This window comes from Reticulibacter mediterranei (assembly GCF_016587455.1).
This window is the reverse complement of the sequence record NZ_BNJK01000001.1, coordinates 5102992-5125459: the sequence shown is the minus strand read 5'-3', so window position 1 is coordinate 5125459 and position 22468 is coordinate 5102992. Positions and strand designations below refer to the sequence as shown.

Annotated in this window: 16 protein-coding genes; 6 read left to right on the top strand and 10 right to left on the bottom strand. The window is 52.1% G+C overall.

Going from position 1 to position 22468, the window contains the following annotated elements:
- Positions 1 to 58: 58 nt before the first annotated feature.
- Complete coding sequence (locus K3T83_RS22100) at positions 59 to 2515, bottom strand: protein kinase domain-containing protein (protein WP_220205102.1); 2457 nt, start codon at positions 2513 to 2515, stop codon at positions 59 to 61.
- 245 nt (positions 2516 to 2760) lie between these two features.
- Complete coding sequence (locus tag K3T83_RS22095; protein WP_220205101.1) at positions 2761 to 4107, bottom strand: MFS transporter; 1347 nt, start codon at positions 4105 to 4107, stop codon at positions 2761 to 2763.
- A gap of 236 nt (positions 4108 to 4343) precedes the next feature.
- Here K3T83_RS22095 and K3T83_RS22090 point away from each other — a divergent pair, with 236 nt between their 5' ends.
- Complete coding sequence (locus K3T83_RS22090; protein WP_220205100.1) at positions 4344 to 4634, top strand: GlsB/YeaQ/YmgE family stress response membrane protein; 291 nt, start codon at positions 4344 to 4346, stop codon at positions 4632 to 4634.
- Between the two features lie 65 nt (positions 4635 to 4699).
- On the opposite strand, the gene K3T83_RS22085 is transcribed toward K3T83_RS22090, so the two are convergent.
- From K3T83_RS22085 to K3T83_RS22065, 5 genes are all read right to left on the bottom strand, one after another.
- Complete coding sequence (locus K3T83_RS22085; RefSeq protein ID WP_220205099.1) at positions 4700 to 5917, bottom strand: S8 family peptidase; 1218 nt, start codon at positions 5915 to 5917, stop codon at positions 4700 to 4702.
- On the bottom strand, positions 5818 to 6636 hold the full coding sequence (locus tag K3T83_RS22080) for a hypothetical protein (RefSeq protein WP_220205098.1): 819 nt from the start codon (positions 6634 to 6636) through the stop codon (positions 5818 to 5820). The genes K3T83_RS22085 and K3T83_RS22080 overlap by 100 nt, the downstream gene beginning before the upstream one ends.
- A gap of 108 nt (positions 6637 to 6744) precedes the next feature.
- Entirely contained in the window at positions 6745 to 9807 is a 3063-nt protein-coding gene (locus K3T83_RS22075) for a CHAT domain-containing protein (RefSeq protein WP_220205097.1), read from the bottom strand.
- A gap of 245 nt (positions 9808 to 10052) precedes the next feature.
- The gene (locus tag K3T83_RS22070; protein ID WP_220205096.1) at positions 10053 to 10856 is read right to left on the bottom strand and encodes an anti-sigma factor family protein; all 804 of its coding nucleotides are present in this window, start codon (positions 10854 to 10856) and stop codon (positions 10053 to 10055) included.
- 409 nt (positions 10857 to 11265) lie between these two features.
- Complete coding sequence (locus K3T83_RS22065) at positions 11266 to 11949, bottom strand: sigma-70 RNA polymerase sigma factor region 4 domain-containing protein (RefSeq protein WP_220205095.1); 684 nt, start codon at positions 11947 to 11949, stop codon at positions 11266 to 11268.
- 479 nt (positions 11950 to 12428) lie between these two features.
- On the opposite strand from K3T83_RS22065, the gene K3T83_RS22060 reads away from it, so the two are divergent.
- Entirely contained in the window at positions 12429 to 13154 is a 726-nt protein-coding gene (locus tag K3T83_RS22060) for a universal stress protein (protein ID WP_220205094.1), read from the top strand.
- 120 nt (positions 13155 to 13274) lie between these two features.
- Here the strand turns inward: K3T83_RS22060 and K3T83_RS22055 are convergent, their stop codons facing one another.
- Entirely contained in the window at positions 13275 to 15449 is a 2175-nt protein-coding gene (locus K3T83_RS22055) for a thioredoxin domain-containing protein (protein ID WP_220205093.1), read from the bottom strand.
- A 308-nt stretch (positions 15450 to 15757) separates the two neighbouring features.
- Complete coding sequence (locus K3T83_RS22050; protein ID WP_220205092.1) at positions 15758 to 16495, bottom strand: sigma-70 RNA polymerase sigma factor region 4 domain-containing protein; 738 nt, start codon at positions 16493 to 16495, stop codon at positions 15758 to 15760.
- A 365-nt stretch (positions 16496 to 16860) separates the two neighbouring features.
- Here K3T83_RS22050 and K3T83_RS22045 point away from each other — a divergent pair, with 365 nt between their 5' ends.
- From K3T83_RS22045 to K3T83_RS22030, 4 genes are all read left to right on the top strand, one after another.
- Entirely contained in the window at positions 16861 to 18246 is a 1386-nt protein-coding gene (locus K3T83_RS22045) for a DnaJ domain-containing protein (RefSeq protein WP_220205091.1), read from the top strand.
- Positions 18247 to 18365: 119 nt separating this feature from the next.
- On the top strand, positions 18366 to 19106 hold the full coding sequence (locus K3T83_RS22040) for a glycosyltransferase family 2 protein (protein ID WP_220205090.1): 741 nt from the start codon (positions 18366 to 18368) through the stop codon (positions 19104 to 19106).
- 357 nt (positions 19107 to 19463) lie between these two features.
- Positions 19464 to 19721, top strand: a complete 258-nt coding sequence (locus K3T83_RS22035; protein WP_220205089.1) for a hypothetical protein — start codon at positions 19464 to 19466, stop codon at positions 19719 to 19721.
- A 15-nt stretch (positions 19722 to 19736) separates the two neighbouring features.
- Positions 19737 to 20639 (top strand): zinc ribbon domain-containing protein, encoded by a 903-nt coding sequence (locus K3T83_RS22030; RefSeq protein ID WP_220205088.1) that lies wholly within the window; start codon positions 19737 to 19739, stop codon positions 20637 to 20639.
- Positions 20640 to 20802: 163 nt separating this feature from the next.
- On the opposite strand, the gene groL is transcribed toward K3T83_RS22030, so the two are convergent.
- Complete coding sequence (gene groL / locus K3T83_RS22025) at positions 20803 to 22428, bottom strand: chaperonin GroEL (protein WP_373324541.1); 1626 nt, start codon at positions 22426 to 22428, stop codon at positions 20803 to 20805.
- Between the last annotated feature and the right edge of the window lie 40 nt (positions 22429 to 22468).

Here is a 22468-nt window from a genome sequence, read left to right as displayed (position 1 = left end):
AAAAAGGGACTATTTGAGATTCTCTCTTTTATAATATATCTGGCGTCCAGGCCTGAGATTAGAGTCTCCACACTTTCATGTTCTTGTATAGCACTTTTGTCGCATTGTCAGCATCTATCGCCATGAATCCGATCATGCCGCTGCTGGAAGAACTATCGCTGACATAGGCCACCAACTGTTTGTTCACATACATATAGATGTTGTTTCCGTTCGCCACGACCGTCAACAGATTCGTCTGATTGACGCCAGTATGGATCGCCGCGCTGGTGCCGGAGATCGTTTTGCCATCGGATAGACCCGCTAGATCGTAATGGCCGCTGGCATCGACACGGAAACGGTAGGTGGTGGACGATGTAGTGCGGAAGATCAGCCCGCCACCATCGCCCTCGGTAACGGTCATCTCTGACTGAAAGGCAAAATTACTGTAATCCGTACTTTGTCCCATACAGCTGATATAGGCGTTATTGTGTGCAACTGAAGCCTGATACGCCCCACCAGTAAAGCTGCACCCACTACCAGCACTATCAGGTTTAATCTGCCAATTATTTTCATCTTGCCCGCTCAACGCAGTATCGACCACAGGCGCGCCACTGGTAGCCCAGGCATAAATCTGGTCCGGCGTCGTCGGCTGTGTCGCCTGAGTCGGTGTAGGCGACGGTGATGGTGTCGGTGTCGGTGATGGTGTCGGCGTTGGTGATGGCGTCGGTGATGGTGATGGTGATGGTGTCGGTGATGGCGTCGGTGTTGGTGATGGTGTTGGTGATGGTGTCGGCGTTGGTGATGATGCCGGCGCTGATTTTGGTGTTGGCGTCGCTGTCAACAATGCTATTGGTGTCGGCGTTGGTGTCGGAGCCGATGTGAATATCGATGTTGGTGTTGGCCTGGGTGTTGGCGTTGGCGTTGGTTTCGGTTTCGGTGTTGGCGTCGGTTTCGGTGTTGGCGTTGGCGTTGCTTTGCGCGTTGGCACCCCATGAGCAGGCTTCGATGTTTGTATGCTTCCCTGAGCTATCGACCTTGAATCTATCGTCGCCTGAGGCGTCGCCAGCAGAGCCACATTCCCATCAGGCAGGAAGGCCGTGAAGAGATAGGTATGTAAAAAGCCCACAGCAGCCAGCAGCAGCATCAGAGCTAAGAGGATCAGCAATGACCCTCTGGGGCGTGCAGCCGTGAGGAGAGAATGTGATTGAGGTCTCACAGCCGTCGCGACGGGAGGAGTCGGTTCATCCAGTTCCTGTCCCACAATTTCATCAGCCATCAGCCCGTACTGCGGCATAACCTGTTCCTGTTCATCAAGCGCAGAAGAAGCAGATAACATCTGCGTAGTTTGTTCTGATTCGCTGTCATCCTCTCGTACGTTCCACAGATGAGCATCATCATGGTCGCTCCAGAGATAGAATGACGAGGCATCTTCAGCAGCAGGCTGCGATTTGTTCGCTGCAGGCAAGTTGTCAATCTCCATCGCATCTTCCAATGGACCTGCCATATATGAAGGGATTGGACTTTCCAACTCCTCCAGTTGAAGTGAGGAGAGAATAGCGCGATAGCTGACCGACGCCTCTGACGCGAAGGGAAAGACTGGAGCCTTTGAGCGCGTGGAGTTACTCGATGTATCCGGCTGATCGTCGTCCGGGCTGGTCTGGGAAAGAGCGGTGGAAGTGGTCGCAGCAGGTATCGAGATCGCTTGCAACGCTCCAACCATCTGTGCCACGCTCTCATAGCGTGCCGCCGGCTCGTGCGCCAAAGCTCTGAGCAAGACCGTATCCAACACCTCTGGCACATCCGCGACCAACCGGGAGGGAGGCAGCGGCAGTTTCGCCTGTGGATCGCTCTGAACAATGGCAGATTCTAACGGCTCAAAGGGATGCGAGCCTGTGAGCAGCTCATAGAGGAGGCAGCCAAGCGCGAACTGCTCACTTTGCCGATCTTCTGGACCCGTGAGCAGCTCAGGCGCACGATAGGAAGCGGTGTGAGGCGAGACAGTATCCTCGGCGATGCACTCACCTCTAAGGGATGCTGCAAACCCAAAATCGCCAAGCTGCACGCCCCCCTCCTCGTCCGCAAAAAGCACATTATCAAGCGAGAGATGGCCGTGCAGAAAATCGTGGTTATGACAATAGCTGAGTCCCTGCCCGATCTCAATGCCCAATTGCAACGTCAGAGCCTGCGATAAGCGCGACGGTGTCAATGTGCGCAAGTGGTCACGTAACGAACCGCGAGGAAGATAGGGGCTGACGACAAATGGCTGCTGCTGCTCGACATCAGCATCAAGCAGCGGCAGCAGATGAGGATGCGTCAGTTGTTGCAGGCGTGCCACATCCCGCAGGAAATCTCTTGCCTCATAGCCAGGCCCCAGACACGAAGGATGAAAGATCTTGATTGCCACTGCGAGCTCGGGCTGGCTCATAGGAAAGGCCAGATAGGTATCGCTCCGGGATGTTTGCCCAAGCAGCCTGGTCAACGAATAGCTAGCGAACATCGCAGGACTGGACGATCCCGAATTATTCTGGGCAATCATAACACAAAACGAGCCACCTCTCTATTTTTCTTGAGAGCCTGCACAGCTTCATCAAGCGAAGCGTACCACAGCAACCGAAGGAAAATAGAGGGATACAGGGACGGATAATGAAATTTTACAAATGAACCCGATGATCCCTGTCGTAGTCGAGCGATTTATCGCGGGAGGGCTTGTGGAGCGCCCTCCCGCGATAAATCGCTCGACTACGACAGGAGAGGAGTCTCTCCGTCATCTGTTACAACTCATCAGACAACGCCGGGTGAATTTCCCTCAATTCTACCACTCTTCCGCCTACCAAAGAAGAACAACAGTACGCTCGGACAGATTAACAGGCAGAACGCTCCAAAGACAAATGAGGCCGAGAGGCTTATCTGCGTCTGCAACCAGCCCGCAATCGTCGGTCCAATGCTAAACCCGATGCTCCATGTGACCGAATACAGGCCGGACAACGTGGCACGCTGCCTGCTCGATACCTGCTCCATCGCAAATGCAGCATAGACCGGCTCGATCAATGTGCGGGCAAATGAGCGCGTATACTCACCGGCAATCGCCAGCGGCAAGGTAGGAGCAAAGCCGATCAAGAGCATCAGTGGCGCGCTCAAATACTGCACGGTGGTAATGATGCGCAGTTTGCTCCACCGCCTGACAAACAGCGGGGCCGTCAGTGAAAAGATGCCACCAGCCAGGCCTGATATCGTAAAGATAATCCCCAATGTACCTGGTAATAGCTGAAAGCGCAAAACAAAGTACAGTTGCATCAGCGCCACCACCGCACCTTCGCCCATTGTAAAGAGCAGGTCGGGCAAGAGCAGTTTGCCAAACAGCTTCACCGTTTGTATACGCGATACTGCAACGGTCTCTTCAGGCTTCTCAAGCTCAGTGGATGGCTTGGCCTTTTTTTCAGCCGTACGCGCTGGCTCGTGCAAAAACCAGAGCGGCAGGCCAAAGACCAGCGTAAAGATCGCAGCTGTAATCACACCCCAGCGCAGAGGGACGGTGCTATCAGCCGATACCTGCAAAGCATGCCCCACAAATTCGGGGATAGCTCCTCCTAGCAGATTGCCCAGCGCGCCGACTCCCAACAACAAAAAGCTATTGAGGGCCAGCACACCGACACGCTGCCTCTCCGTTGTACTCTCAGTCAGCAATGGCAGGTTCGTTACCCAATAGGCCGTCGAGACCAACCCCTGTAACAGGCTAAATATCAACAACCAGGGGGCAGATGTAACCAATCCCAACGCCATCAGAAAGAGCGGCGTCAGAATAGCGCTGATGATCAGTACCGGCTTGCGCCCCCAACGGTCCGCCAGCAGGCCAACGGGCAAGGCAGCCACCATCGCCCCGATAGCTGGCATAGCGCTGAATACACCGATAAAATCGGGATGATACCCCAGGCTATGCGCATAGAGATTGACGGTGAGAGTTGCTATCGTCAGTTGCATGCCTTTGCCGGTAGTAAAAAAGAGCAGCAGATACACATTTTTAGGTAGATGCAATAGCGATGGCAATAAAGATGTAAGATTTCGTTTTTTTGTTTCAGATACGTTTTGCAGATCTGGCACCATTTCAGGATTGTCGGAGACTGAGGGCATACAATAAAAAACTCCTGGCTAGCTGGAAAAAAGACTATGTATAGCCTACCACAACCCCTGCAAGCAAACAATGAACAAAAGGACAGAGAAAATCTGTAGCATAGGCAAACTCACAACTTCACACACAACCTTTCTCTCGCCTTCACGTATAATGAACAGTAGAGTTCTTCATATTCAGGGAATAGTATGCTCAATTAGAGCAATACACAGGATAACATTAAGAGGAGCATCCTTGCATGTTCATTAGAACCATTGATATCGGAGCTATCCTTCAACCGGGGGATCTGATTGCTTGGCTCCTGGTCGGTCTCATCGCTGGCTATCTTGCCAACTTGGTCGTTCGTGGCCGAGGCGGTGGCTGTATTGGCAACATCATAGTTGGCTTGATCGGTTCGTTCATCGGCGCAATTCTGGCAAGCATGCTCGATGTCGGCTACCCATTGCACTTCATCGGCACCGCCGTTGTCTCCTTCATTGGAGCCGCCATTTTGCTGATTATCCTCCGACTCATTACCGGAGGTCATTAATATACAATGACAACAAGAAGCGCTTGCGAACATATGCAAGCGCTTCTTGATTCAATAATCGTTATTTATTCTTTTGCAACTCCTGCTACAGCAGGTGCAGCACCGGCTGGCTGAGCTTTTGTTAGCTGGCACTGTTCCGCTTTCAACATGCTCACAGCGAATCCCGGCTGGGTTTCCAATGCTGTACCCAGAACGGTTTGCTGTCCGGCGGTCGTCGTCAGTGCCCACTGCACCTCTGAGGCAACATGGCGAGCTGGCACTCCCTGCAACGTTTCCAGCACACGAGCGGCAACGGCGCTGATGATTGGCGCGGCAAACGAGGTGCCGGACCAGTAAGCCCAACCGTTATTGTTAGGAGCAGGCACATCGGGCAGCACCGGATTTTTTGCCTCAAGCGCAGGATAGGTCGCTACGCTGTAGACACCTATTACGGCATCAACATTGTCCTGTTTGATATCAGACACGCGGGGCAGATTGCCTCCATAAGTGGCGATGCCGTTATGCTGCGATGGCACCTGGGGATAGTTGCTGTAGGATGCCATGTCACCATTTTTATCGACGGCAGCAACCGAGATGACTTCGGGGAAAGCGGCGGGATAGCGTGGCCCGATGCGCGTTGGAATATAGGGCGTGAACGAATCGTTGCCTGCCGCTCCCACAATGACGGCTCCGTTTGCGGCCAGCTCCTGAATGATTCGATGCAACGGAGCGCGCAACAGCTTGATATCATCTGCCGCTCGCAGATGATCCAGCGGGTTGTAGCCATTATTGCTATCCTGGAACCAGTAGCGCACCAGTTCCTCGTCAGCAGGCGTTGTTACCAGGCTCAGATTGATGACAACCGGCCTCTGGTAGAGATCGCCCTGTTTGCCTGTCGCTGGATCAATCTCAGACATACGCCCATGAATCGATTCGAGCGCATATATCAATGTAGAACAGTCTCCAACGCCGAAATCGTTGAGTATCCTTATATGCTCAATATTGGCTTCGGGAGCAAGATCGCGAATAATGCCGGTAATAAAGAGGCCGTGATCTTCCATGTGAAACGCGTGCTTCTTGCCGTGAAGATCGCGCCCCGTCACCATCTGGTCGGAAGCCATCGTCGAAAAGAACGGAGCAAGTTGCGTGTAGTGGAACTTGATGTATGGCTCCTGCTCGCGATTCATCTGCGTCGCAATTGTATTTAGCAAGTGGTTATGCTCGCCCGCCTTCGTCGCGGCGTTCTGAATGGCCTGTGCAACTCCATCTGCGTCGTCGGTGGCAGATGGCATCGTATCCAGCACAAAGACCGTAACGCCCTTTCCATCTCTGTTCCCAAGGGGGACGAGGCAAGTTCTGGCAGCGAAATATGCCAGTTGCCCGGATCGGCAGCGCATATATCACCTTCCGGCACCGGGAAAGGCGGGGTAGCCGGCCCCCCATGTGTAAAGCAGGATGATCCGCAGAACCAGTTTGCCATCGCGGAATGAATCGGCACTCCCACGTCCTCCCTGAGCAGATCCAAATTATGATTGAGCAGATTAATCGCCTGCTGCGTGATCGTGCCGCTCTCCTTTTCTCCCAACACAGGCATCGGAGGGACCGCCGCGCCATCACTCTCGTCCCACTGTTCCGTTGCCTCCACATGGAAGTATCCAACCACCGTTGTTCCCTGACCCACCGCAGAGGCAAAGAGATACTTACCGAATAATGTATTGAGATCATCCTGACTGCTGTCCGCACTACCGTTTGTTTTGTTATGATAACCTGATGGCTTGCTCGGTGTTGGAACGGTTGAAGAATTCTGTACTGCATATTGCGCATCGAATGGCTTCAAGCCAAAGCCGCGCACCTTGAGAAACTGTTTGAGATCATCCAGGCGCAACGACTTCAGTACCGCGTCGGCCCCCTGAGACAGAGATATGTCAGACTGAAAGGTTACAGCGATTTGATCTTCCAGCCAGTACATAACGATATCACTCCACCAGGGAGTATGTATAGCTTCTTGATTTACGTCAGACATGTTTTCCTCCATAGCCGTATTTTACTTATAATACTACTGCTAATTGTATTACTAACATGTTTTCGTAGAGCCGATAGAACCATCATCATGATCTACTACAACAAACGCTCATACATCGATTTTTTGGGATACTGCCTGTGCAACATCAATATGCAATTCGGATTGCAAGTGCAGAAGGGGGCTGGCATTTCCCACTAGACGGAACGCGGCCCAGAAATAAGGATGAGTATGTGCTGGTTGAGTGTCGGAGCCTTGTGTCAGTAAGTGGCGTTGTGCTGCACTGAGCGCCTCAACTCTACTAGTTCCTTCCAGCAAGCACTGATAAAAATGCTGCATCAATATGCTGGTTGCCGTATCTTCTACAGGCCAGAGGCTCATCACCAGCGACGCAGCGCCAGCGGCAAGAAACGCTCTCCCCAAACCCAACTGCTCATCGCCGCCACCACTTAACGACAGCCCCGTTTCGCAGCCGCTTAACGTCACCAGTTCACAATCCTGGAGATCCAGACTGAACGCATCCAACGCATTGAGCTGTCCATCATTCAACAAGATCGAAGAAAAGTTTGGTGCATCCAGGCGACTATGTCCGTGCGTTGCCAGATGGATCAGAGAGCTGCCCTGTGCCTCCTGCAACAGCCGCGTGATTGTTGCCTCTTCCTCCAGATAGCAGCGTCCCCCTAGCAATTGTTCCAGGATCTTCGCCTCTTCAACGGCTCGCTGCAACTGTCCGTTGCCCGAATAGCCAAAAATCAGGGGAGGCAGCTTTGCCTCGCGCCCGGTTGCCTGGACTTCCCCCAACGGCATCAGAACGCTGCTGGCAGGCAAATAGCTGATCAGGAAATCCTCGACCAGAAAATGTGAACCATTGCTGTTGTTGTTGCAAAGGGCGTGGAAGGGCAGAGTATGCAGCGGGCCGTAGGGGACAATCGTCAGATGTCCACCTGCCGGGGGTAGGAGGTCCGCAACCGGGGCGATCAGCAGATCATAGAGCTTATTAAGCAGGCGGCGAATCACCTGCTGAGGTGGGTGCAACTGATCGGGCCATCCCGCCGGTTGTAAATGTGCATGCAAGAGAGGTAAGAGCCGTTCCAACTGGCTTGTAGCGTCCGTTTGCGTACGTGTCACCAACCCATCACGAGTCGCAGCAAAGATCACGAGCCGTCCCTGGAAAAGAAAATAGGCCAGAAGCACCTGTTGCGGCGCAAGGTGCTGGCGCAAACGGGCAATATCGACCGGCTGGACCATCTGCCGCTGCTCCCTCTGCGTCTGTACGCTGCTCCTTCCCTCCAACTCGCACAATTGCAAACGCTCAAACAGTTCGCTGAGTCGCCCCTCGCAGCGCTTGAGTTCATCCTGAATGACGGCTAGATCGATATCTGAGGAGGCGAACATATCGTAATTGGCAAGCTGAACGCTGTATTTACGATAACTCTGTTGCCACTCTTCGAGTTCACGCTGCACCTGCAACACCGCCATATTGCTAACAGGCCGCTGCCCGGTGGCAGTCTGCTCTCCATCCTGTCGATGCACCATCTCTTTCGATCTATTGAGATACCGGCGCAACACCACAGAACGTGCACGCTCAAGATAGCTAAATGCCACCTCAGCCTCATCCTCTTCTAAATGGAGCGCAATCATATCTTCGTAGACTGCCCAGGCTGTACGCAAAAAGGCCGGCGACAGATCATGCATCAGATCATCGAGAATACGCTCAATCTGTCCTATTGCCACTCGATAATGGCGTGATGCCTGCTTTCTACTCCCCTGCAACAGGGCCAGATTCCCTAACAGATGATGTCCTCGATAGACCTGCTGCTGCACATGATGGCGACGCGCCTGCATAGTTACCTGCTGACAGAGCTGCTTTGCCTCTTCCAATAAAGATTGCTTGCGCTCAGGAGTATCAGCTACAGCTCTGGCAATCAGTGCTTCGGCGATGACCAGCCCGGCCTGGATGGTGGAAACGAGCAGCCCTCTGGCCTCAAAGAATCCTTTGACGCGATATGCCTGATTATATGCCTCTTCATATTCACCGCTGGTCAGCAGGAGTTCGGCCCGCTGCAAACGGGTTGCCATCGCATAATGTTCGAGGCTTCCTTGCTCAAATAACTGTTGGGCCTCATCCAACGCTGCCAGCGCCTCTCCAGGTTGGCCCAGCGCGACCAGGGTTTTTGCATACTCGCGCAGCGCCTCTCCAATATCCAGCGGTACCCTAACCTGCCGATAGCCTTCTACTGCATCCCGCGCAAGTTCCGCTGCCTCCTGGGAGCGATTGAGCTTCACCAGACAGTCAGCGATGCGCAGATGAAGTTCTGCCAGCGACATCGGACCTTTCACGATCTTATGCTCGATCATGTGGTCGCGCGCCTGATAGTATTGTCGCAAAGCCGAACCATAATAGCCCTCTACATAATCCACTTCGGCTTGATGAACTTCTATCTTGACAATTGCGCTGATATTGTCCAGCGCGGCAAAGCCCTGCCTGGCCTCCCGCAATAATGCACGCGCCTGCTCAAACCTGCCCTGCAATAACCGCACCAGCGCTAGATTAGCATTCGCCATCGCGATTGCACGCTGAATAAGCTCTTCATTTCCGTTACTGATAGCGGGCAATGTTACTAACAACCGTTCGTAGATGGCGCTGGCCTCTTGATATTTGCCAAGTTGCTTATAGATAGCGGCCATATTGTGGTCAACCGCACAGGCCCAATAGTAGTCGTTATGGAGTAGAAAAACCTCGCGTGCCTGCTGAGCCTCGTTAAGCGCTTCATCGGCACGCCCCAACCAGGTTGCAGAGATCATCCAGCTCATACGGCTACGCGCCCAGTCCAGATCTTCACCCAGGTGCAATAGCTCCTCACCGGCCCGATCCAGGCATTCTAAAGCCGCCTGATGCTGCCCAATCAATTTGAGCGCATCGCCTTTCGCGATCAGGCCTCGCGCCTGCAATAGCTTCTGCTGGACATGTTCGCCGAAAAAGATTAATAGCTCGCCCAGTTTGAGCGAGACAAGCGCACTGCTGTTCTCCTGACGACGCGCCTCATCGCGAATCGCCTCGCCCACCTGCTGCCAATCGCCCACTTCTTCCCAGCACCGTTGGATGTATGCTTTCCCATCCTCCAGATTGAGCGCACGCAATTGCTGTAAAAATAGTTGTTGATCGATACTCACTCGTCAGTCCCCCGCACACAAAATAACTCAGGCTGTTGTAGTTGCGCGATTTATGAGTTTGTACGAACAAATCTGGTAAGATATTTCGTAGTTTCCCGATAAATCGGGAAACTACGAAATATCTTATGCAGGAACACAAACGCGTAAAGGATCTTGCCATTCTCTTAGAGAGAGCAAGACCCTGATGTCCCGGTAAACCGAACTATTACAAATATATCGATGTATAGATACGTATCTTATTCTAGCTAAATGCGCCCAATAGTCAAGCCCTTGATGACCAGATCGCTATCCAATAGGTGCACGACCAATCGATATTCGCCCATCGGGACCGATTTGAAGACCACATTGCCCAGGTCATCGATAGAGGTACACATAAATGGTATCTCTTGCGGCTGTTCTTCTTTTTGCATCTGTTGCCCATTTGCTTCACTGGCCGAAGGGCGCGCACGATGCAGTTCAACGACAATGCCCTCTAAATCATCAATGCTTTCATCCGTGTCCATACTACTAAATAATCCCAGGAGAATAATGTTGCCGTTGCTGGTGCGTGAAAGATGGAGAGAAATATTCAGCGAGCCAGCACGATATTGTCGAGGCCAGGAAGCATCCTGGCTTTCAGCAGGTATCTGGCGCATCACCATCTGAGGCTGCCAGGGAACGAAAGAGGCCAGTATTTGCTTGAACGAGGCAACAGGCGAAGAGAGCGGCATAGGAGCGAGAAAAGGCTCGAAGTCCGCCAGAAATTTGCGAATATCCAATACCTCAGTAGCGCATAGGGGGCACATTTTGAGATGATCAGTAATGAGTAACGTATCTTCAATACTTAGCATATTTGCGCAATAATGATTTAATTGAGTAGGATCGGGGCATTGAGAACGATATAGATTTGAGACAAAAAACGTATTTATTCGCTTATAGGTGGCAAGCCGTTGACGGCACAGCGAGCAATGCGCCAGATGCTCCTCCGCGCTCATCTTCAAGGGTTCATCATCCAGAGCATATCTCAGCAGTTCCTCTTCATTGGGGGCCATTGAGTCTAAACAGTTCATAAAAAACCTCCGCCAGCAGATCCCCTTTTCGAAGGGGAGAAAGCAGGCGCACCTTGAATTAGGGGCCGAAAAGCCACCTTGCCTGCCAGGACAAACACATTCTCCATCATTCGTGTTGCAGCCATTCAGCTTGAGACCTGCAATCGCAAGCTCCCTTCCCTCCATTTTACAGGAGCAAGTTCGTAAGCATGAACACTACCTCATATTCTCTTTTTCAATATCCGGTTTTTATCTGACTTTGAGTACTTTTTATAGGTGTCGCTCTATAAACGACAGCGCACATGTTTTTTGCACTTCTCTTTTTGGCCACATCCACCTCAGAACCTCACTCATAACAGAAGAATAAAAACAGCGGGAGCATTTTTGTACCGCTCCCGCTGCTTTTATTCTTCTACTTAATGAAAGTATGTTATTTATCGCTGAGACGCCAGCGAATTTTATCGGCGTTGCGCAAGATACGCTCAACAATATTGCGTTTTAATCGATAAATTTCATCTTCACCGCTAAACTCGCCTGGGCAATAGCGCATAATTTCGCGCGGCTTGAGATTGCAGTGGAAATGTAAATACGCAACGCGTCTCTCTTTTTCTCCCGGTAGAATGCTTTGCACAATCTCCCATAGATCATTCTCGTGGTAAAGATCTTCCACCGAAGGCTCATCGAGCTGGCTCTGTCCATAATCAGGAATAGGTTCTTCTTTTGGTCGCGAATAGGCTCTCAGCGTATCCATAATGGCACAATTCAGACATAATCTCAGATAGCTGAGCGCACCCGCAAGCGTGGAGAAAGCCAGTTTTTGCTCGCTCACTGCCTGCCAGAAACGTCGAAACGCATCGTCGATATAACTCTGCTCGTCTTCATGGCGCAAGGCCGCTTCCCGATTTGCATGACGCCCCATCCACAGGCGCAAACTTTCATGAAACTGTTGCCGCAAAACAGTCCAGGCGGCATCGCTTCGCTGCACCACAGCTCGCCGAAATATTTCCAGGCAATATTTATCATCGCATGGCTCTTTACGACGATACTTCCGCATCTCATAGGCGCAGTGTTCGGCCAGATCGGTCAGACTCATCTCACCAGGAGGCTTATCCATCGTTATCCCCATCGCTCTATAACCTACTTCCCCTTCAGCGATCACTGAAGCTGCGGCTTTATCCAACGTTCTACAGCTACAATATCAGACGCAGATTTTTGTTTTCTTTCAAATTCTTCTTTTCGTAACAGTTCAATTTTTACTATGCAACTATTTATTTGTTCAATTTATTGCATGATAGTCTATTTCACACCTTCAAGTATAACCATATTCATGGGCAATACAAGTGCATCATATAAGCCCGTACAACACCCGACTGGATGATACCCGCGACCACACTTCTTCTCTCTCCAGAGCGCGCTCCAGCCCTCACAAACCCACCAGCAAAAGCTATACCTGTCATATGTCCTATTTCTTGCCTCTTTAGTCCAAAACAGGTATACTGTATATGCTTGTAGATTACTCGCAAATCTTATGTTGTACAATGGACTATGTAACCAAACAGAAGTGATCAGTCCCACAAAAAGCCTGTGACTGCCATGAACAAGCGAATCTTGCTCGGTGTTGATCCCGATCTTTCTGCAACAACGCAATATGCATTGCGCGCTATCGGCGAGTTTATTGAACAGGCAGCACCTAATGTTCACCTGATCCTCCTCAACGTGATCCCCCTCACGCAAGTCGTCACCATGCATCCTGGCATGTACGTCGGGCAGGTGCTTCCCTTAGCCGCCACGACCACACAGCAAGCCCAGGCCGAAGAAGTGTTACGGAAAGCGCGTATATTGCTCCAACAACAGGGCATCGCGCTGGACCACATCGAAGGCGTCGTGCGCACCGGCGTTCCTGCCGATGAGATTATCAAAGCCGCCAGAGAATTCCACGTCAACTTTATCGTGGTCGGAACGCGTGGCAATGCGTTTAAAGAAAGGATGCGCCGCTTCTTCATCGGTAGCGTCTCTCGCCGCATTCTTCAGTTCGCTCCCTGTCCCGTCATGATCGTTGTCGCGCCCCCTATCACCCATAATGAGGATCTCCTCACCTGGTACGTCGATGCCATTACCCGTTACCTGACCGAGGAACACCCGGATGCACTCTCAGTCTTTACGCCTGAGCAGGCGGCACGTCAATTTGCTCCTCCCACAAAAAATAACCCTGGCACAAAAGAGATTGCCGCCGCCTCGCACGCCCTCGAACAACTGGCAAATACTGGCCTCCTCTGTCGCCACCAGGTTCAAGGCGAACTACGCTACGTCAATGATTAACTCACCGCACCTCCTGAACATTAATCCTTTTCGTAGTGGAGCGATTTATCGCGTTTGCTCGAACCATCTGGGAGCCGCACCGACGCGATAAATCGCTCCACTACGAAATATATGGCTTATTTATGCTAACACCAGTTGTTCCAGCTCTTCGGGCATGTTGACCGGTGCCTGACACACAAAGTTCTGGCATACATATGCCGTCGCTTTACCATCTTTTAAAGGACGATCTGCCAATAATGCAATTGCCTCCGCATTCTTCACCTCATCCACGCCGCTATAGGCCAGCACGCTGTTCGGCAGGTAATGATTATTGATTCTCTCGACCAGTATACGTGTATCGGCGTCTTTTGGATTACCCGGTTCCAGCTTTCCATGCCCGATAATGGCGATCTCCTTCACTGGCGAGATGGCAAAATCTAGCGAGCAGAGTACCCGCCCGAAAGATTGCGGATGCTGCACCGCCATCTCCGCAATCGCCTGCAAATATTCGTCCGCGCGCTGGCGATAGCTCTCCTCACCGGTAAAAGCTGCCAGCTTTAACAGCACCTCCCCAGCCACACTATTGCCAGCCGGGGTCGCGTTATCCATAATATCGCGAGGACGGCTCACCAGCGCTTCATGGTCGCTGCCAGTATCAAAGAAGCCTCCCTGCTGATCGCTGGCAAACAATGTAATTGCCTCATCCAGCAACTTACGCGCCTCAACGAACCAGCGCGTCTCAAAGGTCGCTTCATAGAGTGCCAGCAAACCATCTGCCAGAAAGGCGTAATCTTCAAGGTAGCCGTTCAAACGTGCCCGACCATCTTTGTATGTACGCAACAGGCGTCCGTTTTCGGCCCGCAATTTGTTCAGAAGGAATGTAGCATTATTAACGGCCACTTGCAAGTAATCAGGACGATTGAGATAACGTCCTGCTTCGGCAAAACTACGCAGCATTAGCCCATTCCAGGCGGTAAGAACCTTTTCATCGCGTGCAGGCTTCACGCGCATTTCCCTCGTTTTGAACAGGACTTTATGGCTAAGTTTGAGCGACTCCTGCACCTCGCCAACGCTTAATTCGGCTTCGGTAGCGATCTCGTCAATCGGGCGCGGAACATACAAGATGTTTTTCCCTTCAAAGTTGCCGCGTGGAGTGACATCATAATAGGCCATAAATAGATCAGCATCGTGCGGATCGAGCAATTGCCGAATCTCCTGAGCGGTCCACAAAAAGAACTTGCCCTCCTCCCCCTCGCTATCGGCATCCTGCGTCGAATAGAAACCACCCTCCGGCGAGGTCATCTCACGCACAACATAATCGAGCGTCTCGGTGACAATCCGCTCATACAAGGGATCAACGGCGACGAGATAGGCATGCAGATAAAGACGGCTGAGCAGGGCGTTATCATAAAGCATCTTCTCAAAATGCGGCACGAGCCATTCGGCATCGACCGAGTAGCGATGAAAGCCGCCGCCCAGCTGGTCGTAGATGCCACCATAGGCCATATGTTGTAGCGTAGAATCGACAATCTCCATCTCGGAGAAGAGCGCCTGCTCACTGATCTCCCCTCTCTGGCGATGTTGATGGACGCGCAACAAAAACTCCAGCGCCATCGTATTAGGAAATTTGGGGGCCGAGCCAAAACCGCCGTGTTGCGCATCAAAATCGGTGGCGAGCTTGCGACTCGCCGCACCGAGCATTGAATACGATGGTGCGACTGCCGCTCCTGCGACGTTTTGCACGCGCAATGGCGCTCCACTGCTATCTCTCAAATATTGCGCAATCTGGTTGGCCTGTTCCTCTACTTGTTCCCGCTCCTGCTCATACACGGTCGCAATATTTAAGAGGACACGCGGAAAGCCAGGCATGACCTGACGCCCATAGCGGCGATCCGCCGGGGGAAAGTAGGTGCCGCCGTAGAAGGGGCGACCATCAGGCATGAGGAAAACGGTCATCGGCCAGCCGCCCTGGTGAGTAATGGCCTGAACCGCCTGCATATAGATGCTATCGATATCGGGCCGCTCCTCCCGGTCCACCTTGATTGAGATAAAATGCTGATTCATCAGGGCAGCGATCTGCTCATTCTCAAAGGATTCGCGCTCCATTACGTGGCACCAGTGGCAGGCGGAATATCCCACGCTCAATAGGATCGGCTTATCTTCCTGTTGCGCTTTATGCAGCGCCTCTTCTCCCCAGGGATACCAATCAACGGGATTGTGGGCATGCTGCAAAAGATAGGGGCTGGTCTCATGGATCAGCCGGTTTGTATGCTGATACGCGTCTTCCGACGTATGCGTCTGCTGTGTATCTGACATTGTTCCTCTCCGCTGTAATCATTTTTCATCAGGTCTCTCGCAACGAGTCTCAGTTGATTTTACGACACCGGACAGGAAAAGAAAAAAGAGAACAATATGTCTTGCATGAGATAAGACATTGAGGATATTTCTCTGTTTTTGAGGGTTCGTTGATGAATTTTCATATCATTCCTTCCAACATCCACCACTTTCCTTCATCAGTGTAACATATCTATTACAAATGTACAAGCATTTTTGCGTGGAAAAATATAAAAATAGTATTAATACGCCGAATCTACGCGCCCATCATCTCTGGGAGAGGTTGCCAGTTAATTCCGGCAACCTCGCGTCGCAGTTGCCGCCATCTGCTTGCGCCTGCGTCTCCTCTGAGCCAGCAAATACTGCATTTGCTGCGCTTGCTCGCTAAAGATGGCACACAACATGGTATGTCTGGCGTAAGAAAGTGAGGCTTGCAGCAAGATCTTCTCTTTTCTCATCTGCGGCCACTGCCACTGTTGCATTTCACATTTGTTCTGCTTAAAAGCGTCCACCAGGAGTTGAGGATCATCAACGCGGTCCCGCAATGTACAAATCATGGCGTGTCGTTGCCGCGCCGGGAGTTGCAGCACAACGCTAACCACCTCTTTCATGCGTCCTCGAACCTCTTCCCGCTGCTCGACAACCTCTGCTGGATCAGCCATCCCTTCACTTGGCGAGACAAGCAGTTTGCCGCTATAGATCTCTCCCTCCTCGTCTTCCGGCAACGGCTGCACCGGCCTCTTCTGCCGACGCGTCATATCCACGATTTCGCTGTACACAATGCGGCGAATATATGCCTTTGGATACATGATCTCCTTCCTTTCAAGTGCATGCCAGAGCTTAATACGAACCAACTGGGCCAACTCGTCGATCTCCAGGTCGCGCACAGCTGCTCGTATCAATGTGGGGTCCAGGCCAATCTGCTCTCTCACCACAGCAACGATAAAGCCGTCGTACTGCATCAACACCTCTTCAATACGCATATTTTCTTCGTATCTCAATAGTTCGTCGCGTTCTCCTATGGACATGCTCTTCCTCCTGATCCGTACACGCTTCCTGTATTACACCGGGATGATAACAATGTTTCTTTACGATAGTATTAACTTTAGCTCACAATGTGTGAATCATTCTTGCCCACATGTGCCATTTTTCTGTCACAGATAAAACTTGCAGGTCGTCCAGTAAATTGAATTTGTTCTTTTTTTTATCCTCCTCAAGGAGCGGCATCTGCGTTGAATTCGGATGAACGCGGGTCGTACAATTGAAAGGGAGAGATGTGACAGAGAGAAGGGAACAGGTATTCAGAGATGTCCTTATTGAGTGTCGCGGTGCTGTGGCATTGTCACGCCGTCGCGCACAAGAACGTGGTCAGAGTAGCAGGTAATCAGATTATATGCTTATGGACACACCCGAAAACTATTATGCTATTTTAGGTATTCCGGTCGATGCTGACAGTGACACAGTGAAGCGAGCCTATCGACAACTTGCTCGCCGCTTTCATCCTGATCTGGCGGGACCGGAGGGTGCTATTGAGATGAAGCGGATCAATCGAGCCTACGACGTATTGAGCAATCCCGACAAGCGCCAGCAGTACGATACCATTATTGGTGGCGTAATCGATCTACGCTACCCTCGCCAGCGCACACGTCCCCAGCGCTTTGACAATGCGGACGATCTCGAATTTTCCGGCCTGAACATCTTCAGTACGCGCGGTCCGCTCCGTGCTGGCCCCGTCATTCATAGTGGGTTGGGAGTTGTTTCAGCCCTCAGCGGCATCCAGACCGTGCAGGGTTTGCGCATCGCGGCAGGTTCACTGGATGGCAAGGGCATGCTCTGGCAGCTCGCGAATGGCAAAGCTGAGAACCCGGTCAATATTGCAGCCGATCCCACGACTCAAGTAGAATCGCTGCGCGAACTGCGCTTCTCTTCAGCTGGCTCGTTACTGGCAGGCTGGCATCGTATGGCGCTGCATGTCTGGGATACCTTTAGCGGCACCCGGCTCTGGAGCTATCCGCTGACTGAGCGCGCGGTCTCAGCCCACTACTCGCTCGACGCGGCCTTACACGTTGCCTCTGATGGCAAATCGCAGATTCAGATGGCGCTCCCTCATTTACCGGAGGACGTACGGGCACCGCGCTCGCGTGGCGTTCGCGGCACTGATATTATCCCCCACGACCTGCAAGCGGCCGCAACGCAAATGGGCGAGCCGCTGATCTGCTCAGAAGAGGGGAACGAAAACAGGCGCTTCTGGGCGATCCGTCTGCGCGTCCTCTCTCAAGATGCGCGCACGCTGATGACGCTTTCCTGTGCACAGGTGCCTCATGAGCAGCAACAAATGGTGATCGTTCGTCGCTGGGATCTCACGGCGAAGAGTCGGCTGGGAGGCAAAGCGCGTCCACAGATTACAACCGCCATTGAGGTTGGCAATTGTGCTGATTGTGCTCCTCCCTATGCAACTACGCCCGATGTGCGAGTAGTTGCTTTCGTCTATTTAGGGCAAAAGTTGCGCATATGCGATACAATAGCAGGCACATATAGCGAACTGCTAAGCGGCACAATGGGCAGTAGCGCTCGTCTGGCCCTCTCGCCCGATGGACAATGGTTGGCGGTCGCACGCGAAGATAGTGAGATTAACGAAGGAGTTATCGATCTCTGGTCCGTCAGTACCGGCCAGATCGTGCAGAAGTTCTATCATCCCTGGCAAGTCAGCGCCCTCCATTTTATCGATAAGCAGCTTATCGCGGCCCTTACCGATGGAACCATTCAGATATGGCACTAGGACTTTGTTTGTGTGAAGTAGGACTTTGTTGCTATCTTTTTTCTGGTTCGTTCGTTTAGTTATAAGGGTTCAAGGCAATCTTTTATGTTCTCATTCAAAAAGGAACGAGGTTATATTTTATGCGCGTTTCCGTAGTTGTCCCGGTATATAACGAAGAAAAAACCGTCGCAACCGTACTCGAACAACTGTCGAAAGCTCCCCTCGATCTTGAAGTGGTCGTCGTTGATGACGCATCGACAGATCGAACATGGGAAATATTACAGGAGTTGCGCCAGCAGGAGCCATATAGCAAGTATCGCTATGTGCGCCACGAACGCAATCAGGGCAAAGGCGTTGGTCTGCGCACCGGCTTCGGTCTGGTGACGGGCGAACTCGTCACCATTCAAGATGCCGATATGGAGTATGATCCACAGGATCTCCCCGCGCTGGTACGCAAGTGGGAAGAGGGCACAGCCCAGGGAAAAGAAAAGGTCGCCGTCTATGGCTATCGTGATCTTGGCGCTCAGAAGTTCACCACTCGCTGGGGCAACCGCTTTTTGACCGCCACCACGAATATTCTCTTTGGCAGCCATATTCACGATATGGAAACCTGCTACAAGCTGATGCCGCGTGAAATCGCTCAGGCATTGCCGATGGAGGGTCGCCGCTTCGAGATTGAGCCAGAGATTACAGCGTGTATCCTGCAAGCTGGCTATACCATTCTGGAAGTGCCGATCAGCTATGCACCACGCAAAGAGAAAAAGTTGTCGCCCTGGAAAGATGGCTGGCCCGCCCTTGCCATGCTGTTAAACCGTCGTTTCAGCAAGCCATTTCAATTCACAGCTCCCAAAAAAGAGCCAGTCGCTCAGCATACATCCTGAAATAGCGAACCGGCGGTGGCTCATGAAACCAATGAGAGCGGCAAGTTACTCATCCCTTGCCGCCATCGCTCCATACTTTTATCACAGATAGATGAGGTAAAAGTATCTCTGGTGGCTCCATTCCACTATCTTCAAGAGAATCATCAGGAGAGAAGTCCCACACGAAAAATAATAAATCTTATGCCATACCCCATGTCAATCGGCTTATAGAGCCAATGCAGCGCAAATACTATACGGCTTGCCAGGCTGGTTTGTTGGGATATATAATTGCATACATACACATTCCAGCATATAATTATAATGGCTAAAAATTTCTTATGCTCTGTTCGGGTAAAGGGATCGGACATCAGGCATTTTATGATACGAGAAGGAATACTCCTGGAAAAAGAGCCAGGACTGACAACAATTTTTCAAGGGGAAGAACATCCCTATGTGCGCTGCGTCATTGCTGACATCCATGACCCGGAGCGCCATTTCGAGTGCCGTGTTCTGGACGAAAGCGACATTTCCATTGCTATTGGAGAGCCGATTAGACTGGAAGTGGTCAGAGTGGTAACTGAGCGACGTAGTGGAGTCGTACGCTTTGACTGCCGTTTAACTCATCCATCAGAATAACGGAGAGTGACTACCATGACATGTTCACATTGCCAGGCTGAACTACCAGACTCAGCGACCACGTGTCCCCGGTGCGGAACTGCCACCCAGCCAGGGCAACCAACGACGTTCTCATACCTGCCAGCGGGCACCCCCCCCTGGCCAACGACCGTTCCTGCGCGACTCCCGCACGCGTTGGAGTCTCCAACTGCTACCGCAGGTTCCATCAGCAGTAGCCAGACGGAGAAGCCCAAACGTTCTCTCCGCAGCGTTCTGTTAGCAGTTGCTATTCTTGTGCTGGTTCCCATCATTGGCTCTGCCTTCACCCTTACCAACCTCTACCTCAGTGGCGATCTCTTACACAGCAATGCGAAAAAGGTCAAAGCCACAACCAGTCAGGTACGACCAACACCAAACACCCAGCAAACTCCCGGCGCGACACAGGGCAACCAGTTACCTGCTCCTACCTCTTTTAGCAAGTCTTCAGATAAAGATTTGAACATATCGCTGCAATATCCCTCAGACTGGCAAGAAGGGCCAATGGATAAGTCTGGTGGCACGGTCACGACCGGCTTCCATCCCGTAGAAAAACTGGGCATTGTTTTTGTGGTCGAGCGCATCATTGATAGCTCGCAAGTGCAAAGCGCCGATGCCTTGAATCAGGTGATCATCAGCAGTGCCGGCAGCCAGCTTGGTGCAACTAAAGCGCAGCCTGTCACTTCTGCCCAGACGCAGCCGACGATCAGTGGTACCCAATGGACCGAGATGGATGTGATCCTTAGCGACAGTCAGGGCAACGAGAGCTACTTTGCCAGCATTTCCGTGCTGCACAACAAATCCTATTACAACCTCGCATTCGTGCTGCCCACATCTGCGCACGACGAGGCTATGCAGAAGTATATCCAGCCTATGCTCAATTCCGTACAATTTCTCTCATAATCACATGCCGGGAGAGGCGAACAGCTTCTCCCGGCTAATGGATCGAAATAATTGATAGAGAATACGCTTGATCCCCACGCCATTCTCCAATTTCTAAATTTTCCCTTAAAAACAGCCCATCGCGCTTCGGCACGATGGGCTGTTTGAAGATCTAATTGATCGACTAGTATTCGGGCATTGCCGGAGCTGCTGGCTTCTCCTTTTCGGGGAGATCGGTGATCAGAGCCTCGGTGGTCAGGATCATTGCCGCGATGCTGGTCGCGTTCTGCAAGGCAGAGCGGGTCACTTTGGCAGGATCGATGATACCAGCCTCAACCATATCAATGTACTTGTCGGTGAGGACGTTGTAACCAATATGGTTGCTGTTCTGCTCTTTCTGAGCGCGGCGCACGCCTTCAGCGACGACCGAACCATCTCTACCACCGTTAACGGCGAGCTGGCGCAGTGGCTCTTCGAGAGCGCGGCGCAGGATCGCGACGCCGGTCGCGGCATCACCAGTCACGTTCAGATTGTCGAGTGCCTGGATAGCGTTCACCAGAGCGACGCCACCGCCCGGGACCATGCCCTCTTCCACACCAGCGCGGGTTGCCGAGAGAGCGTCCTCAACGCGGGTCTGGCGATACTTCAGCTCAACCTCTGTACCAGCACCAACTTTGATAACTGCAACACCACCGGAGAGCTTCGCCAGACGCTCCTGGAGCTTCTCGCGGTCGTAATCGCTGGTGGTCTCTTCCATCTGCGCCTTGATCTGACGGATGCGAGCCTGGATATCGGCTGCGTCGCCATGACCCTCAATAATTGTGGTGTCATCGCGATGAGAGACGACCAGGCGAGCGGTACCAAGATCTTCCAGGCCTGCACTATCGAGGCGGCGACCCATATCCTCGCTGATGACCTGACCGCCAGTCAAAACTGCGATATCTTGCAGCATCTCTTTGCGGCGATCACCGAAGCCAGGGGCTTTCACAGCCAGCACATTGAGGATACCGCGCAGTTTGTTGACCACGAGCGTTGGCAGTGCCTCGCCATCGACATCCTCGGCAATAATCACGATCTCGCGGCGACCCTGCTGAACAACCTTCTCAATTAAGGGCAGGATATCCTGAATCGCGCTGATCTTTTTGTCGGTGATGAGGATGTAGGGATTTTCGAGAGAGGCTTCCATCTTCTCGGTGTTGGTTGCGAAGTAAGCAGAGATATAGCCTTTGTCGATCTGCATACCTTCGACATACTCGACCTCGAAGTTGACGCCACGCGACTCCTCAACGGTGATGACGCCATCTTTACCAACTTTGTCCATCACGTCAGCGATCAACTCGCCAATCTGCTCATCGGCTGCGGAGATAGAGGCGATCTGAGCAATTTCTTTCTTGCTCTCGACGGGAATTGCCAGCTGGCGAATGTACTCCACGACGGCCTCGGTCCCTTTGTCGATGCCAGATTTCAGCTGCATCGGGTTCGCACCAGCAGCCAGGTTCTTCAAACCTTCGTTGACAATGGACTGAGCCAGCACAGTTGCGGTAGTGGTGCCATCACCAGCAACATCATTGGTCTTGGTCGCGGCCTCTTTCAACAACTGAGCGCCCATATTCTCAAAGGGATCTTCCAGCTGAATCTCTTTGGCGACGGTCACGCCGTCATGAGTCACCTGGGGAGCGCCGAACTTTTTATCCAGAGCCACATTACGACCTTTGGGGCCAAGCGTGGTTTTTACAGCACCAGCAAGAGTATCGATACCCTTCTTCAAGGAACGACGAGCGTCCTCATCAAATACAAGCTGCTTTGCCATGATTCTCTTTTTCCTTCTTCAACTATCATAAGGGTTTATC

What these genes read in the sequence shown, in the direction of transcription:
- groL (WP_373324541.1), bottom strand. Translation starts at nt 22,428, where the DNA reads ATGGCAAAGCAGCTTGTATTTGATGAGGACGCTCGTCGTTCCTTGAAG.
- K3T83_RS22030 (WP_220205088.1), top strand. Translation starts at nt 19,737, where the DNA reads ATGACATGTTCACATTGCCAGGCTGAACTACCAGACTCAGCGACCACG.
- K3T83_RS22070 (WP_220205096.1), bottom strand. Translation starts at nt 10,856, where the DNA reads ATGAACTGTTTAGACTCAATGGCCCCCAATGAAGAGGAACTGCTGAGA.
- K3T83_RS22080 (WP_220205098.1), bottom strand. Translation starts at nt 6,636, where the DNA reads ATGTCTGACGTAAATCAAGAAGCTATACATACTCCCTGGTGGAGTGAT.
- K3T83_RS22045 (WP_220205091.1), top strand. Translation starts at nt 16,861, where the DNA reads ATGCTTATGGACACACCCGAAAACTATTATGCTATTTTAGGTATTCCG.
- K3T83_RS22095 (WP_220205101.1), bottom strand. Translation starts at nt 4,107, where the DNA reads ATGCCCTCAGTCTCCGACAATCCTGAAATGGTGCCAGATCTGCAAAAC.
- K3T83_RS22100 (WP_220205102.1), bottom strand. Translation starts at nt 2,515, where the DNA reads ATGATTGCCCAGAATAATTCGGGATCGTCCAGTCCTGCGATGTTCGCT.
- K3T83_RS22035 (WP_220205089.1), top strand. Translation starts at nt 19,464, where the DNA reads ATGATACGAGAAGGAATACTCCTGGAAAAAGAGCCAGGACTGACAACA.
- K3T83_RS22040 (WP_220205090.1), top strand. Translation starts at nt 18,366, where the DNA reads ATGCGCGTTTCCGTAGTTGTCCCGGTATATAACGAAGAAAAAACCGTC.
- K3T83_RS22050 (WP_220205092.1), bottom strand. Translation starts at nt 16,495, where the DNA reads ATGTCCATAGGAGAACGCGACGAACTATTGAGATACGAAGAAAATATG.
- K3T83_RS22090 (WP_220205100.1), top strand. Translation starts at nt 4,344, where the DNA reads ATGTTCATTAGAACCATTGATATCGGAGCTATCCTTCAACCGGGGGAT.
- K3T83_RS22055 (WP_220205093.1), bottom strand. Translation starts at nt 15,449, where the DNA reads ATGTCAGATACACAGCAGACGCATACGTCGGAAGACGCGTATCAGCAT.
- K3T83_RS22065 (WP_220205095.1), bottom strand. Translation starts at nt 11,949, where the DNA reads ATGGATAAGCCTCCTGGTGAGATGAGTCTGACCGATCTGGCCGAACAC.
- K3T83_RS22060 (WP_220205094.1), top strand. Translation starts at nt 12,429, where the DNA reads ATGAACAAGCGAATCTTGCTCGGTGTTGATCCCGATCTTTCTGCAACA.